13 protein-coding genes are annotated in these 14388 nt (G+C 66.6%); 1 reads left to right on the top strand and 12 read right to left on the bottom strand.

Annotated features, from left to right (window positions below; genetic code table 11):
- Positions 1 to 103 precede the first annotated feature (103 nt).
- The 11 genes from Q4A20_RS11315 to Q4A20_RS11265 all read right to left on the bottom strand — a co-directional run bounded on the left by Q4A20_RS11315 (position 104) and on the right by Q4A20_RS11265 (position 9729).
- Entirely contained in the window at positions 104 to 361 is a 258-nt protein-coding gene (locus tag Q4A20_RS11315) for a hypothetical protein (protein ID WP_303123033.1), read from the bottom strand.
- 148 nt (positions 362 to 509) lie between these two features.
- The gene (locus Q4A20_RS11310) at positions 510 to 1148 is read right to left on the bottom strand and encodes a response regulator transcription factor (protein ID WP_303123031.1); all 639 of its coding nucleotides are present in this window, start codon (positions 1146 to 1148) and stop codon (positions 510 to 512) included.
- Positions 1145 to 2353, bottom strand: coding sequence for a sensor histidine kinase (locus Q4A20_RS11305; RefSeq protein ID WP_303123029.1), 1209 nt, complete (start codon positions 2351 to 2353; stop codon positions 1145 to 1147). The genes Q4A20_RS11310 and Q4A20_RS11305 overlap by 4 nt, the downstream gene beginning before the upstream one ends.
- Complete coding sequence (locus Q4A20_RS11300; protein ID WP_303123027.1) at positions 2346 to 3239, bottom strand: type II secretion system F family protein; 894 nt, start codon at positions 3237 to 3239, stop codon at positions 2346 to 2348. Before Q4A20_RS11300 ends, Q4A20_RS11305 begins: the two co-directional genes overlap by 8 nt.
- Positions 3240 to 3241: 2 nt before the next feature.
- Positions 3242 to 4168, bottom strand: a complete 927-nt coding sequence (locus tag Q4A20_RS11295; RefSeq protein ID WP_303123025.1) for a type II secretion system F family protein — start codon at positions 4166 to 4168, stop codon at positions 3242 to 3244.
- On the bottom strand, positions 4165 to 5448 hold the full coding sequence (locus tag Q4A20_RS11290) for a CpaF family protein (protein ID WP_303123023.1): 1284 nt from the start codon (positions 5446 to 5448) through the stop codon (positions 4165 to 4167). The genes Q4A20_RS11295 and Q4A20_RS11290 overlap by 4 nt, the downstream gene beginning before the upstream one ends.
- Positions 5439 to 5840: a TadE/TadG family type IV pilus assembly protein gene (locus tag Q4A20_RS11285; protein WP_303123021.1), complete on the bottom strand. Its 402-nt coding sequence runs from the start codon at positions 5838 to 5840 to the stop codon at positions 5439 to 5441. The genes Q4A20_RS11290 and Q4A20_RS11285 overlap by 10 nt, the downstream gene beginning before the upstream one ends.
- A gap of 6 nt (positions 5841 to 5846) precedes the next feature.
- Positions 5847 to 7571 (bottom strand): CpaE family protein, encoded by a 1725-nt coding sequence (locus Q4A20_RS11280; protein ID WP_303123019.1) that lies wholly within the window; start codon positions 7569 to 7571, stop codon positions 5847 to 5849.
- The gene (gene cpaB / locus Q4A20_RS11275) at positions 7568 to 8335 is read right to left on the bottom strand and encodes a Flp pilus assembly protein CpaB (protein WP_303123017.1); all 768 of its coding nucleotides are present in this window, start codon (positions 8333 to 8335) and stop codon (positions 7568 to 7570) included. The genes Q4A20_RS11280 and cpaB overlap by 4 nt, the downstream gene beginning before the upstream one ends.
- Complete coding sequence (locus Q4A20_RS11270; protein WP_303123015.1) at positions 8332 to 9108, bottom strand: hypothetical protein; 777 nt, start codon at positions 9106 to 9108, stop codon at positions 8332 to 8334. Before Q4A20_RS11270 ends, cpaB begins: the two co-directional genes overlap by 4 nt.
- A 147-nt stretch (positions 9109 to 9255) precedes the next feature.
- Entirely contained in the window at positions 9256 to 9729 is a 474-nt protein-coding gene (locus Q4A20_RS11265) for a hypothetical protein (protein WP_303123013.1), read from the bottom strand.
- Positions 9730 to 10158: 429 nt separating this feature from the next.
- On the opposite strand from Q4A20_RS11265, the gene Q4A20_RS11260 reads away from it, so the two are divergent.
- Positions 10159 to 11766 (top strand): OmpA family protein, encoded by a 1608-nt coding sequence (locus Q4A20_RS11260; RefSeq protein ID WP_303123012.1) that lies wholly within the window; start codon positions 10159 to 10161, stop codon positions 11764 to 11766.
- Positions 11767 to 11785: 19 nt separating this feature from the next.
- On the opposite strand, the gene Q4A20_RS11255 is transcribed toward Q4A20_RS11260, so the two are convergent.
- On the bottom strand, positions 11786 to 14221 hold the full coding sequence (locus Q4A20_RS11255) for a serine/threonine-protein kinase (RefSeq protein WP_303123010.1): 2436 nt from the start codon (positions 14219 to 14221) through the stop codon (positions 11786 to 11788).
- Positions 14222 to 14388 lie beyond the last annotated feature (167 nt).

Below are 14388 nucleotides of genomic sequence, written 5' to 3'. Positions count from 1 at the left end.
GAGCCAACATATGGCTATATTTCGGTATCAGTAAACCTAAACCGCGATGGGTTGCCGCGCGATATTTTTGGTTGCGCGCGGCACCGCTGCGTCATCCACGCCGTCAGCTTCCAGCACCGCCACCGGCGCCAGCACCGCCACCGGTCGGGTTAAGAATCTCCTGGATCTTGTTCGTAACCGTGGTACCAACCTGCGCGTTGTTGATCGCGGTAGCAATTGCGACAATCAGAATTGCCGCAATCACGATCACACCCGCATACTCCGCAGCACCCTGTCCTGCCTCAGAGTCAGACACACGAGTCTTGAGATCATCCAGCCAAAGGCGAGCGCGGACCTGAGCGGCGAGAACTGAGTTCGACATGATTCCTCCTGTTGAAGAGTTCCGAGCTGCTGACTCGGATCGTTGACTCCGGGGTTCGTTCCCGTTGACGCTGTCAACATTACGGACGCCGTGCGCCCCCCGAATAGGGGCAGTCGCCCCGAGAAGCGCCCCCACCTCTGTCCCCGCTTCAGGAGCCCTCCGCCTCCTTCCATAGCATGATCGCCTCGGCTCGGCTGTGCACGCCCAGCTTGACGTACGCGGAGTTGATGTAGTTCTTGACCGTACGAGCGGACAAGAACTGCTCCGCAGCGATGTCCTGGTTGCTCATGCCCCGCGCTGCCGCCTCCAGAACCTCGGCCTCACGCTCGGTCAGTCGCTCAGCCAACGGGTTAGCGCGCGGCTCGCTCTTGGCGGACACGGACGCGGCTTGGAGGCTGAGCTTGTCACCAACACCTGGTCCCAGGACCATGCCTCCGCCCCGGCATGCTGCAATCGCAGCGGCAACTTCTTCTACCCCCAGGCGCGCGTGTATGAGATAACCCTTGGCACCGCCTTCCATCGCCGAGGCTATCGTCTCAGCGTCGTCAGCCGAGGTCATCATGATCACGCTGGCCTGCTCCGCAAGCGCGGGCAGTGCCTCCAACCCGCCCATGCGCGGCATGCGTACATCGAGCAGCACCACATCGGGTTCGAAGCTCCGCGCCACCTCGATCGCTTCCACGCCGTCGGCCGCCTCTTCCACCTCCTCGACGTCACGGATGTGCTCAAGCACCCGCCTGAGCCCCATGCGAACAATCATGTTGTCATCAACCACGAGCACCTTCATACTGTCATCCTTGCCGTTGTTAGTGAACTCTTCTCGTTTGACGAGATCGCCCTTGGGATCTGCGCCATGGCGCGCGTTCCACCATCTGGAGTAGCTGTGAGAGTGAGACGGCCGCCAATCGCCGCGAGGCGCTCCCGTACCCCGCAGAGTCCATAGTGTCCCGAACCGCGCAGGTTGGACTGATCCTCCAAAATCCTCCGGGGCAGACCGACACCGTTGTCTTCAACCGTGAGCTGGAGCGTGTCTTCTCCTTCAATACGGACACTGACCACGGTCGCCTTGGCGTGCTTTTCCACATTCGCCAGCAATTCGCCGAGGACCCTTTGAACCTGCCACTTCAGCTCTGCGTCAGCAACCATCTCCTCACCGGACACGTCTACCGACACATCTGTCCCTACACGGCTCGCCCAGGTCTCGGCGTCCTCACGCAGCTGCCCACGCAGATCTCCCGCAGGCGCAGAACGCAACTCGTCCAAGACCGAGCGCGCCTCGGCGCTCAATGCATCTGCGGCATCGAACAGATTACTGGCGTCACGTGCATACTCTGATTCTTGGCGCCTTAGATCAGCTGACAGCGCCTCCGCCAACATACGTACACCGGCGGCAGACTTCGCCACCGTGTCATGCAGATCCCGAGCCAGCACTAAACGTTCTTCGGCTGCCGACTGCCGGGAGCGCGCCTCCGCCGCGTCCGCGGCCATAACCTCGACTCTACCAACCTGCTGCGTCTGCCTGCGCCCGAGCAAGGCAAGCACCAGCGCCGCGCCCGCGGCAACGATCATCATCGCTGAGAGGTCGGGGGCATATTGAATAAGTTCGAATACACCGACGACGACTAAAGCACACCAGGCTGCCAGGGCGCGATCTCCGGCGACCATTCCCATGAGTAACGCCGAAACTTGCAAGTAGCCTAGCGCCAACGCAGCCGACGTACCGGCATGCTGGAACCCAATTATCAGCAGCACAAGCGCCGCAATCCCGTCCCACGCAACGAAATACACGCCCGCTACGACGCGACGGGTTGTTCGCCCCCATCGGAACAATAGAATGAAGCTGCAAGGAACCGCGCATGCGACAGTAAGGAAGACCGCCCAGTCGAACCTGCAGACCGCCGCCATCAGAAGTAGCAGGACTAGTCTGATATCACTGAGCAGACGCACGGTGGGCGCCAACGCCGCTTCCGCAATCACCTTTCCCTCACCCATTGAACAGCCCCGTAATCGCATCAAGATTGCTGACGAGCATTCCGCCCACAATGAGAACAATGGCTCCGGGAACGATGCACATGGTTACCACCAGGGACACCTTGGGCTGCGATTTGGCCGCCTGCCTGCGCACCTGCTGACCGCGTTCGCGTCGCACCTCCTTGGAGATCTGTCGCAGGGCCTCTTCCAGCGGAGTACCCAGTTCCTCCGACTGCAGCAGCGCGGTTACGAACGAAGACACGTTCTCCGAACGCGTACGCTCACGCAACCCCTCAAGCGCCTGACGGCGGGGCACCCCGAGTTGCATCTCCCTCAGGGTCAGACGCATCTCCTCCGCCAGCGCCCCGCTGTGCTGCTCGGACACGCGTTGCAACGCGACCCGGAAGGGCAGTCCGGCCGACACCGTCACGGCGAACACATCCAGGAAATCAGGCAGATCTCGTTCGATCTGCTCCTGGCGCCGCCGCAAGGTGAGCAGCAGCCAGGCGTGCATCCAGCAAACGAAGAGCACGCACAGGACCACACCCATGAACGTCTGCCCATTGAGTGCGGCCAGCACCATGAGCACCAGCCCCAGGCTGGCGAAGCCGGCCTCACGCTGGATGAAAGTCTGCGCCGTCACCTCCGCGGGCTGGCCCGCTGCGCGCAGCTGCCAGGCCAGGCGCTTGATCCGCTCCGAGCCATAGAGATCGAGCAGCATGCTCTGAGTCATGCGGCCCAGCAGGTCCACGATCCGGGTGAACGGTCCCGTGCGCTGAGCCGCCTCCGCTGCGGCCTGGTCACCGGAGGCCAGCAGGTCCTCCACCAGGGACGCACGCACCATGCGCACCCCCTGCGCGCCCAGCAGCACCATGCAGGCAGCGAGCATTCCGAACAGCGCGGCCATGCCTACACCTCCACCCGGGATACGGCCCGCATGAGCACGAATCCCACCGCGAAGAAGGCGGCCGCCACCAGCATGATGATCCGCCCCACCATGCTTCCCGCCATCTCATCAAGCAGGCCGGGCTGGATCATGTTCAGCAGCACAATGGCTCCCATGCCGATCCCCATCACCGTATATCCGGCAACCGAGGCACCGAGGATCACGGTACCGACCTCACGGCGAAGCTCCTTGCGGTCCTCCAGCGTCTGCGAGATGTCGGTCAGCGCATCGCTCAGTGCACCTCCGGTGCGGGACTGGATGACAATCGTGCGCACCAGCACGTCGATCTCCCGCGACGGCAACCGCTCTGCCAGCTCGTGCAGCGCCCGATCCAGGCTCACCCCCAGGTCCAGGCGCTGGGCCACCTGCCGCATCTCCGCGCCGGCGGGCTCGGCAAGCTCGCGCCCGGCCATGGCCAGGCAGCGCCCGATCGACAAGCCCGCCGAGTTGCCATTGGCGACCACTCGCGCCAGCTCAGGCAGCTGCGCAATGAAGTTCTCCTTACGCTTGGCCCGCCGCCGGCTGAGCCACTGCCAGAACACCAGCGGCAGCATGAGCGCAAGTATGGTGCTGGCGACTCGTCCCAGTAGCGGACGCCCACCGATCATCACCACCAGCATCGCGCCGGCAATCGCCGTAACCGTTAACAACGGTGACCAACTCACACCCGCGGTGGTCATCCGCCGGGCCAGAGCCCCCAGCGGGCCGCGTCCGGCCAGCCGCCGCTCCATCAACTTGATCCGCTCCGAACCGGTGGCACGCGCGCCGACGGTCTCCTCCCACAGGGCGCGGCGGCGCCCGGACTCGTCCAGGAGCACCGTAACTCCCCACACCCCGAACACCAGGGTGGCGATGAGCGTCAGCAGAATGATCCGTACCGATGGTGTCATGCCGCACCTCCGGCGAATGACCCCGGCAGAGACTCGCCCAGCAGGGCCAGGCGGGACGCCGTCGCCTCGGGAAGGGCGTGGAAGCGGAAGACGCCGCCCTGGGAGCGGGTCTCGGTGTAGCGCATGATCGGCTGAGTGACGTAGTTGTCCCGGTGCTCGGAGGTGACCACCTCGATCTGCCGCACCCGGCGCACACCGGAGGTATCCCGCTCCAACTGGATGATCACGTCGATGGCGCTGTTGATCTGGTCCCGGACCGTCTCCACGGGCAGTTCCAGATCGGACATGCTGGCCAGGGTCTCCAGACGGCTCAGCGCATCGCGCGCGGAATTGGCGTGCACGGTGGTGAGCGAGCCCTCGTGCCCGGTGTTCATAGCTTGGAGCATGTCCATGGTCTCACCGCCACGGACCTCACCAACCACGATCCGGTCCGGCCGCATACGCAGCGAGTTGCGCACCAGATCGCGGATGGTCACCTGTCCCTTGCCTTCGGAGTTGGCCGGACGCGCCTCCAGCCTGACCACGTGGCTCTGCTGGAGAGACAGCTCGGCGGAGTCCTCGATCGTGATGATGCGTTCCCGGTCCGGGATGAGTCCTGAGAGGGCGTTGAGGAAGGTGGTCTTACCGGTGCCGGTACCGCCTGAGACCAGGATGTTCAGGCGTGCGCGCACCATCATGTTCAGCAGTTCGGCCGCCTCCTTGGGCAGGGATGACCGGGCCACCAGGTCGGGCATGCGGAAGGGGCGGGGGAAACGCCGGATGGTCATCGTCGGTCCGTCCAGCGCCAGCGGCGGAATGATCACGTTTACGCGCTCACCACCCACCAGGCGGGCATCCACCATGGGGCTGGACTCGTCCACACGCCGGTTGACCGTGGAGACAATCCGGTCGATCGCCTGGTACAACTCCTCCTCGGAAGTGAAGGCCGCCGGAATCCGCTCAATGCGCCCGTTGCGCTCCACGAACAGGTCGTGGACGCCGTTGACCATGATCTCGGTGATCGAGTCGTCCGCGATCAGCGGTTCGAGCACGCCCAGCCCCACCGTGTCATCGACAATGCGCTGAATGAGGCGGGCACGGTTCCGGGTGGACATGACCGGGCCCTCAACCGAGAGGATGCGGGCGAGCACGCGCTCCAGGCGTGCCCGCTTCTGCGGCATCTCCAGGCTGGTGACCTCCTCGATGTTGATCTCCTCGAGGAGCCGGGCGCGGAAGCGCTTGACGAGCTCGGTGTTCTCATCGGTGAGGGCCTCGGGGGCCACGCGGTCTCTCAGCGCCATGAGGATCCCTCCCGCTGCCGGAAGGTGGCCTCGGAGCTGAGCTGTACGTGGGTGACCTCTACAACCCCGGGGATGCCGATGGGCGCCCTTCCGGCGACCCGCACACAACCCCTGCCGCAGGCGGTGATCGAATCGAGGTCGATCCAATCGGGCATGGACGCGGTTACCGCTGCGTACACGGAGTCACCCCGCTCGCCAGCCCGCGCACCATCCCTGGCGGCGTCACACACATGGGAGGCCGCCATCATGGCAGCGATCCCCTGGCTGAGGATGATGAGGACGATCAACACGATGGGGATGAATGCCGCGAGTTCAATCGCGGACTGCCCCTCATCGCGCCCGTGCAGGTGCTGCTTCAGCCGCCCGGTCATACGCGGCTTCGCTGTTGTCATCACCACTCACCTCTCCCGTTCCACGTGCGCAGTGCCTACCGCCGGTCCGATGCCGGGAATCATTCCGGGAATCTCAATGCTGACCCGCACGTCGGAGCCGGAGGTGGTCACGCTCAGTCCGGAGGCGAGCGAACCGGGCATGCGCTCCGATACCGCTGCCACCACCTGCTGGTGCGACATGCCGACGGCGAAGTTACGGGCCGCCTCCTGCGCGGAGTTGTGCGCCACGAGGGACACGCCTCCGAACAGCAGCAGTTCAAAGCACAGGAAGAACACCCCCAGCGCAATGATGAAGGCGCCGGCGAACTCCACCGCAGTGGCCCCTCGCTCAGCGGATTCGGCCGCCGCCCGACGGCGCCACCCACCGACGAAGGGCAGCCGCCTGCCAGTTCGCGAGTCCTCGTTACGCTCAGCCGCACGTCTGGCGCGCCGCCCCTGGGACGCCGGCGGCACATCACCCGCGGGCGGTGGGGCGGCGGGAACCGTCGTTGGCGGCGCACCTCCCGGCGTGAAAGCCGGCGGCAGTTCCGCGGCGCCTCCCTGGGGACCGGGCACACCAACCGCCGTGCTGGCCGCCTCCACCGCAGTAATGGCCGCGGCGGGGGCGAGTAGTTCCGCTACTGCCTGTCCGATCTCCGTGAGTTGGGGCAGATCCAGCTCCAGCAGCGTCCCCGTGTTCAGCGCGGGCTCCAGACGCTGCGTGCTCTCCGGCAACGTACCCAACAGGGGTGAATCGATGAGCTTGGCGGCCCCGGCGGGCTGAATCTCATTGTTCCGGGAGGTGCGATTGAGCACCACCTGCAATGGCGTGGCGCGTGCCAGTTCCAGTCGTTCCAGCGTCTCCTTGAAACGACGCACAGCCCGCAGCGCGGGCACCTCTGGGGTACTCACCACCACGATCGTGTCCGCCAGTTCCATCGCACCGGCGGTTCCCTCATCCAGACGGGAGCCGCAGTCGATGACCACGTGGTCGTACTGGTAGCGCAGGGCCTGCACAATCTGCCGGGCGGCCGCCTCGGTCATCTCCTCACCCATCTCACCGTGCTCCGGCGCTGGCAGCAGCTCGATACCGGTCCGGACCGGATAGGCGACCTCAGAAACCTCACGTCCCCCGATCTCGGCCGCCACGGATACCAGGTCCACCACCGAGTGCCGCACCCGGATGCCACAGTAGGAGGCCAGGTCTCCACCCCGCAGGTCCAGGTCCAACAGCACCGTGCGTCCCCTCCCCGCCGCGGCCTTGGCGGCCGCCAGGGAAACTATGGACGTGCCCACGCCACCCTTCGCCCCGATGAGCGCCACCACGCGCCCCACCGGACGCCCCAGGGTCTCCCGCTCCTCCTCCACATAACCATGTGCGGCGCGAGTCCAGGCTGAAAGCGACCGCAGACGCTCCGCATAGTGCTCCACTGACGGCGGCAGGGGCAGCACCGCCCTGGCACCGGCGTCGACTGCGCGCAATACCCCGTCAGAATCCATCTTGGTGGTCAGCAGGCACGCCGGGACGAGCGGCGCCAGCGCCGCCATCTCGCGCAGCACCGCGAGCCCCTGCCCGTCCTCAGCCGACTCATCCACCAGTACCAGGTCGATGTCCCGCCGTTGGAACTCCAGCCGCGCCTGGGCCACGGAGGCGAGCACGATCGGTGTGGAGAACCCGTCCAGCTCCTCAAGTACGGCCGTCACCGCCGCCGGAGTAAGCGGTTCCGAGCTGATCAGTAGAGCCTGGGTCATGGCTGGTTCCCTTCAATACTGCCTTCAATGGCGGGTGAGTTGGGATCCGCGGCGTCAGCCGGCGCGGACACCGGAGCGCTGTAGGCCGATTGATCGTCGGTCAGCGGTAGGTTGTCCCCGGTGCCGCGCAGCGCCAGCCGGAGTTTGACGGCGAAACTCTCCGCGTAGGCGACCTTCAGACTGTCCGTGGTGGAAAGGGCAAAGGTGACCGGCACGGCCCGGCTCTCTGAGAAGGCACCGGAGGAATCCTCGGACTCGACCGTCGTCGCCACGCCCACATTGATGATGAGCGCGTTCTGCACCACCACCTGGGCGGTACGCTCCTTGGTACTCTCATCCTCCACTGTGGCGATGATGTCCACGTAGTCGCCCGAGGATATGCGTCCGGCAACGCCCGTCTCGGCGTCAACCATGATGGCCACCTCACGATTGCCCTCGGACAGTCCGGGCGGGTTGGTGAGCATGCCCGTCTGCAGCACCGAACCGGTGGTGTACGCGCCCACTGTTACCAGCCCCTCGACCTGCCCGTAGGAGGAGACCGCGTTATCCGGAGCCCACCGCTTCGGCACCTCGACGACTTCAACATCGCTCTCGGTGATCTTGTGCATCGCCTCAACATCGGTGGTAAGTTCCAGCACCTGTGTCATCGGCCCAACCTGCGAGGATACCGAGCTGACATAGGCCGCAACACCGACGAAGGTCAGCGCCGCACCTAAAAGCGTCACCAGGAGCAGAAGCACTCCTCGCCGCTGGCGTGGGTTCATGGCAATCGCCTCTCAACAGTAGGGGTTGTAACAGCGGGGGCAGGCGGACGGATCCAGGTGCCACAAAAGGGGCATCCGGCAATCGGGACGGTTCTGCCGCAGGCGCCACAACTGATGGCGCGCACGGCCGTCAACGCGCGACTGACCGCCAACTGCAAGTCCTCAACCGTGGAGACCTCGGCCCACCTGCGCGCCCCGTAAGGGGAGTCAGCCGCTGGCGGCAGCACCACCGTCGGTTGGCCGCCCACCAATGACACCGGCAGACCCTCCAGGTCCGGGCATGCCGCCCAACAGATGTCCCCGGCGTCCTGAACGTTCCATTCGATGGGGCTGACGGAATGCACATCGCCGTCGACCAGGTCGACATCGAAGGAGGCTCCGGGAAAGAAGCTGCGCACATGCTGCATCAGGCTCGGCCGGGCCTGCGACAACCGCGTGACGGAGGACATGGCCGCCCGGGTTCGGCACTGAGCACGCACCGCGTCCGCCACAGATTGCGCCAGGCCGTAAGCGGAGGGAGGCAGCCGGCACAAGCCTCTCAGAACGAGGGCCTGCTGCGTGGGGGAGCCTGCAACCGTAACCAGAGCGACGTCTGCGCGAGCCAGCACCTCCCTGGCGACGAGCGACGGGCGTGCCGCAGCCTCGCGGGAGCACACCAGGATGGAATCGCCTGAGGTGGACGCGAGCACGTCTACGGCTTCGTCGAGCGACGACAGTATCCGACACTCATCGGGAGCCGGATCACCGGCGGCAACGGCGGAAACGAGAATCACGGTTGGGCTCCCTCGGGATGCATTGGGGTGGAAAGGTCAACATGCCGGATCACATCCGAGCAACGCAGATATCGGCCACCATAACGGGCTACCGGCGTATGCGTAAAGCGATTATTACGAGATGGTTGCCACATCGAGTGTAGAACGCTAGTAGCGTAGGCCCCCACCAAGCCTCTGACCCCGGTCGGTCCAGCCTCGGCCGCCCTGTGGCATATTGCTGCTGCCACTACGGACCAGGTGCGCGAGCGCACCGACCATAACGGCGCCGAGCGTCTCGGCCAGCGTGGCATCAAGGATGCTTCCCCCGAAGACGTGCACGCAGACCACACCCGCCGGGATGATGAATGCGTATGCGACCACGTGCGCGGCCCGGAGGCCGCGGTCGACGCCCCGTCGCCTGAGCAACAGTAGGCCTGCGCCGCAGGCGAGCAGTGCCCAGACCGCGTCGGCGAGCAGCAGTATTCGGACCGCGAGCAGCGAACCCACGTGAAGCGTCCCGGCCAACGGCGTAGGCAGATACGGGAGCACGATGACTCCCGCCGTCCCGAGCGCCGCAACTGCGACCAGATTTCCGGGCACCAACGTGCCGGTGTGTCCCATGCCTTCCTCCAACGCGCGCATGAGGAGGTGCTGGAGACGCCCTCCCCGAGCGCACGTCCCGGCCCAGGCAGACCACGGATCGGCACGCTCGCAGGCAGGCTAAAGGGGTGTGAGGCATTCTCCCAGGGACCGGCGCCCCTGACTGCGCCCCAGCGCCGCCCCAGAATCCGCCAGTGGGCATAGGGCAGGATGCGTGAGACAACGCACGGGGAAGCTGGCGCACAGGTGCGAACCGTGGACACGATGGACGCCTTCCGGTGGAGAACAGGAACGCCACAAACGTAACGACGCCGCCACGCCGCCGCCATGGGTAGGTCTCCCCACCTACCCGGGTACTGCCCGGGTATACCCGGGTACACGTCCACTTCTGCCCATAGCGGCCACCGCGCAACTGCAATAGCGTCTTCACATCAGCTCAGTTGAAAACCGATCACTTCAGAAAGGCACATCATGCAGTCCATAGTCCGGTTCCCCCATACTCCGGGTCCCAGCGGTCTTCCCCGCCGCTCCATGCTCTCCATCTTGTCGGTGTGCGCGGCGGGCGCCGGCCTGGCCGCCTGCTCCAAGAACCCGCTACGTTCGACGGCGGATTCAACCGCTGATCCGGCCGGTTCCGCAGAATCCCCGACCGTGAGCGCACCCCCGGTGCCGACCGCCGACGCAACCGGCGCCGTCGCCCTGGAATCGGCCCTCGACGGCGTGGCGGCGACCTTCCGAGTCGGCCCCGCCACCGTGCAAGACGGTTACACCATCGTGCGGGTGGAGGTGTCCACCGACTCCGACACCGAGCTGACCCTCTCCTCCGCCTTCAGCGGCCCCTCCTCCCCCTTCTCCATGCGTGGGATGCTGCTGCTGTCGCTGCGCCAGTCCCTGGTGTTCCCGGAACTCGGCGACCGCACCGATGGGATGCGCGATCCCATCTCCCGCCTGTCCTCGGTGGAGCTGTTCCCGGTATTCGATGCGGTCGACGACGGCGTCCAGACCGTAGAGCTGTTTCTCCCGAGCGTCGGTGTGGCGGTGGGAGTCCCGGTGGTCGGCCCCGAAGACGCCGGCTTCCAGGTGGGTGAAATGCTCAGCGTGGCCAAGATCGACCGCGAGGCCAATCCCGGTCCCTACCGGCTCAGCTCCCTGGTGACGGCCACCGACGGCTCCTACGACACTGAGGCGGACCGAGAGTCCACCACGGTGACGGTCTCCGGAGACGTGACCTTCGGATCGGACTCGAAGGAGCTGTCCGCGCAGGCCGACGAGGTCCTGGCCGAGGTGGTAGAGCAACTGACGCGCTATCCCTCCGGCGGGAAGCTGTCAGTGACCGGACACACCGATGATGTTGACGAGGAGGACTACAACCAGACCCTGTCCGAGCAGCGCGCCCAGGCGGTTGCCGACCGGCTGGCCCGGTTGACGGACCTGTCGCGCTGGGAGACCACCATCGCCGGCAAGGGCGAGTCCAAGCCTCGGGCACAGGGCACTTCGGACGATGCGCGCGCCGCCAACCGGCGGGTCGAAGTGGTGCTGAAGCCGAAGAACCCGGCGGAGGCCACTGCCCTCTCAACGCCGGCGAGCCCACAGACCAGCCCGCCCCGCGCAGCCTCAGGACAGATGCCCCGCTCCGTGGGCCCGGTGGGCAGCGGCGCCGACGGCGTCGACGTACGCATCAATGATCAGACGGTCCACCTTTCGATGGAGTCCGTGACCCGCGTCGGCGACTACGTCACCGGCTCGCTCCTGCTCAGCACGCAGGAGGACGTGCACATCACCGTGAGCCTGTTCGCCCTGCCCAACGAACTGCAGATCCTGCACTGGCCGACCTCCTCCAGCGCCGTCCACAACCCGACTCTCCTGGCGGGAGACACGCGCTACCTGGCGGCCAACTACCTGAACGCCGAGGGCGACTACGTTCCGGTGACCAACCGGACCGTGCGCGACATCGTACGCGGCGAGGCCCAGCGCCTGCCGGTCGTCTGGCCGTATCCGGGAACGGACACCGTAGCCCTGGACCTGCCCGGCAAGAACCTGGCCGCACGGCTGACCGACATCCCGGTCTCCCAGGCCTGAGGGACCCGGCGTCTGGATCTCAGCCCTTGGTGAAGCCGTGCACGACCAGATCGTCCCCCTCGGATACGAGCATGCGGGGCATCCCCGCGGCATTGCCGGCGGCGTTGTCCGACGCCGGGAGAACCGACACCAGGGTGCCGGCCACCCGCCAGAGCTGCTGACCGGAGTCGAGATCGTAGGCGATCAAGTTGTCACCGGTGGCCTCCGTGCGCGACGAGGGCTGTCCCATGACGAACAGCACGCCGTCGTCGCCGCCGACCAGGCCCATCGGAGTGATGACACAGGCCTCGCCGTCGGTGCGTTCGGGCACGGCGTACGCCACCGCTCCGGGGCCGGTCGCCGTGCAGGCGACCGTATTGACGTCCACACCCGCCTCCCCGGCACTGCCGCGCACGCGCACGCCGCCCTGGTCGGTGGCGCTGCGCAGCAGCGCCACCAGCTGCTCCGCGGTGACCTCATCGGAGACCACCCAGTCCGAACGGGTGCCCGCACCGTCAACCTTGCCGACCTCGGCGCCGGTGGCATCGTAAACGGTGGCGGTATTGCCTTCAATCACGTAGAAGGCCTGCGTGCCGACGTCGACGCCTACGCCTCCGGGCCGAGCAGAGTCGAAATCGGGCGTGTCCTCGGCCGCCTTGGACAGGAGCACCTCGCCGGTGTCCGCCGAAAGCACGAGCAGTCGCCGAGAACCGGTCTCGTAGGTGACCACGAAACCCGCAGTCACCTGCGCCTCCCGGAAGCCGCCGTCGCGCCTCCACAGCTGCTGGCCGTCCGCGTCCAGAGCCACCAGCGAGCCGGAGTAATCGCCCTCAACGACAATGGCGGCGTCCCCGCTGGTCCCCAGATGGGTACGACCCTTGAGCGAGACGGCGTTAGTCTCGTCAGTGCCGTCCAGGCCGATCAGGTGCGCGGTCTTGTCCTGGACGCACAGAAAACTCTTGTCGGTCCAGAACTCCGCCGAATCGCAGTCGCCGGACCATACCGGCGCCTGTCCGGCAGCGTCCAAGTCGTACAGCGACCAGTGCTGGTAACCGGTCCGCGCCGCCAGAGCGCCGCGATCGGGGGCCAGACGCACACGATCGGCATCCGCGATCCGCTGCAGCTCAATCGTCTTGGCCTCGGCGGGCAGCGCGGCGACGGCCGTGGCGGTTGATGTGGAGGCGGAGCGCTGCCTCCAAAGCAGTACTCCGCCCACGGCCGCGGCCAGAACGACTACGACGAGCCCGGGTACCAGCACCCGTCGCATCCCCCGTTTACCGCCCCGTCCGGCAGGCCGTCGGCCGCCGGAGCCACCGACCGTGTCCGGAGGCGCCCAACCGGCCGACGGAGACGACGGCGCCGTGGGGGACACTGAGTGCGGTGCGCCGGCAATACGGGTTTCAATATCGGCTTCCGCGGGCGCCTGGGCCTCGGCGACACGTGTGGGCTCGCCCGCTGAGACCACGGTCGGTGACACCGCCAGCGGGGCCGTGGGGGGCGTCGAAACGCCGGCTCCACCGCCCGCGGTGGGCGTCGGCGGGACGCCGGGTGCGGCGTCGTCGGCCCACACGTAGGGAGCCGCGGCCGCCGCCGATGGCGGGGGCGCCGTCAGCCGCGGGGCGGGGGCGATACCCCCGAGGGCGGGGGCAGCGGACTCCAACAGGGCGGCGACCTCCCGAGCGCCCGGGCGGGCGGTCGGCTGCTTGATGAGCATGCGTTCCAGCACGCTCCACAGCACATCCGGAATACCATCGGGGCGGCCGGGAGCGCGGCGGGCGTGCTGGGCCAGCACCTGGGTGGGAGCGCCGACGAACGGGGTGGTCCCGCTGGCCGCCTCGTACAGCAGCACACCGAGAGAGTAGATGTCGGCGGCGGGCGTCGGCGCCGCGGGGTCGAGGATCTCGGGCGCCATGTACAGCGGCGTACCGATGGCGCCGGTGGCGTGGGAGGAGGCGACCGTGTCGCAGATGCGGGCGACGCCGAAATCGGCCAGCCGGGGTGTCCACTCCCCTGCACCGCTTGCGGCCAGACCGGAGTCTATGAGCACGTTGGCGGGTTTGATGTCGCGGTGGACAATACCGGCGTCGTGGACAGCTGCCAGGCCGTGTGCCAGGCACGCTCCGACACGCGCCACCTCCGCGGGCGCCAGCACACCCCGATCGTTCAGCAGATGCCGCAGGTTGCCCCCGCTCACATAGTCCATGACGATCGCGAAGCGGCTGCCCTCCACCACCATGTCACGCACCCCCACCACGTACGGGGACGACACTCGCATCAAGGTGGCTCGCTCCCTGATGAAGCGCTCGATCACGCCCTCGTCCTCCAACAGGTCCGCGCGCAGCAGCTTGACCGCCAGCCGGGTGTCGGGCGCCTCGGTGCGGTGGGCCAGCCATACCTCTCCCTGTGCTCCGGCACCGATGCGCGTATCGAGCACATAGGCGCTGCCGAGGCGCTGGACGGGATCGGTCGGAGCCATTTGGCGTCTCCTCGGGGTTGGGGCGAAGCGGAACCGGCAGGAGGGCACGCCGTCCCTGCCGTCTGTGGGACATCCTAGACAGAAAGTCTCGTTCGGGTGTCGATCAGTCCGGAACCATATCTGCCGAACTCGGCACGTAACTTCTACCGAACTCGGCACGTAACTAC

This window comes from Actinomyces sp. (assembly GCF_030530635.1).
Lineage (GTDB): Bacteria > Actinomycetota > Actinomycetes > Actinomycetales > Actinomycetaceae > Actinomyces.
Note: the sequence above shows the minus strand (reverse complement) of the source record. Positions and strands in the feature narration are given on the sequence as shown.

Bases quoted from the DNA above. Each gene is read 5' to 3' on its own strand.
- Q4A20_RS11280 (WP_303123019.1), bottom strand. From the start codon at position 7,571: ATGACCCAGGCTCTACTGATCAGCTCGGAACCGCTTACTCCGGCGGCG.
- Q4A20_RS11295 (WP_303123025.1), bottom strand. From the start codon at position 4,168: ATGACACCATCGGTACGGATCATTCTGCTGACGCTCATCGCCACCCTG.
- Q4A20_RS11255 (WP_303123010.1), bottom strand. From the start codon at position 14,221: ATGGCTCCGACCGATCCCGTCCAGCGCCTCGGCAGCGCCTATGTGCTC.
- Q4A20_RS11315 (WP_303123033.1), bottom strand. From the start codon at position 361: ATGTCGAACTCAGTTCTCGCCGCTCAGGTCCGCGCTCGCCTTTGGCTG.
- Q4A20_RS11290 (WP_303123023.1), bottom strand. From the start codon at position 5,448: ATGGCGCTGAGAGACCGCGTGGCCCCCGAGGCCCTCACCGATGAGAAC.
- Q4A20_RS11300 (WP_303123027.1), bottom strand. From the start codon at position 3,239: ATGGCCGCGCTGTTCGGAATGCTCGCTGCCTGCATGGTGCTGCTGGGC.
- Q4A20_RS11310 (WP_303123031.1), bottom strand. From the start codon at position 1,148: ATGAAGGTGCTCGTGGTTGATGACAACATGATTGTTCGCATGGGGCTC.
- Q4A20_RS11305 (WP_303123029.1), bottom strand. From the start codon at position 2,353: ATGGGTGAGGGAAAGGTGATTGCGGAAGCGGCGTTGGCGCCCACCGTG.
- Q4A20_RS11285 (WP_303123021.1), bottom strand. From the start codon at position 5,840: ATGACAACAGCGAAGCCGCGTATGACCGGGCGGCTGAAGCAGCACCTG.
- Q4A20_RS11260 (WP_303123012.1), top strand. From the start codon at position 10,159: ATGCAGTCCATAGTCCGGTTCCCCCATACTCCGGGTCCCAGCGGTCTT.
- cpaB (WP_303123017.1), bottom strand. From the start codon at position 8,335: ATGAACCCACGCCAGCGGCGAGGAGTGCTTCTGCTCCTGGTGACGCTT.
- Q4A20_RS11265 (WP_303123013.1), bottom strand. From the start codon at position 9,729: ATGCGCGCGTTGGAGGAAGGCATGGGACACACCGGCACGTTGGTGCCC.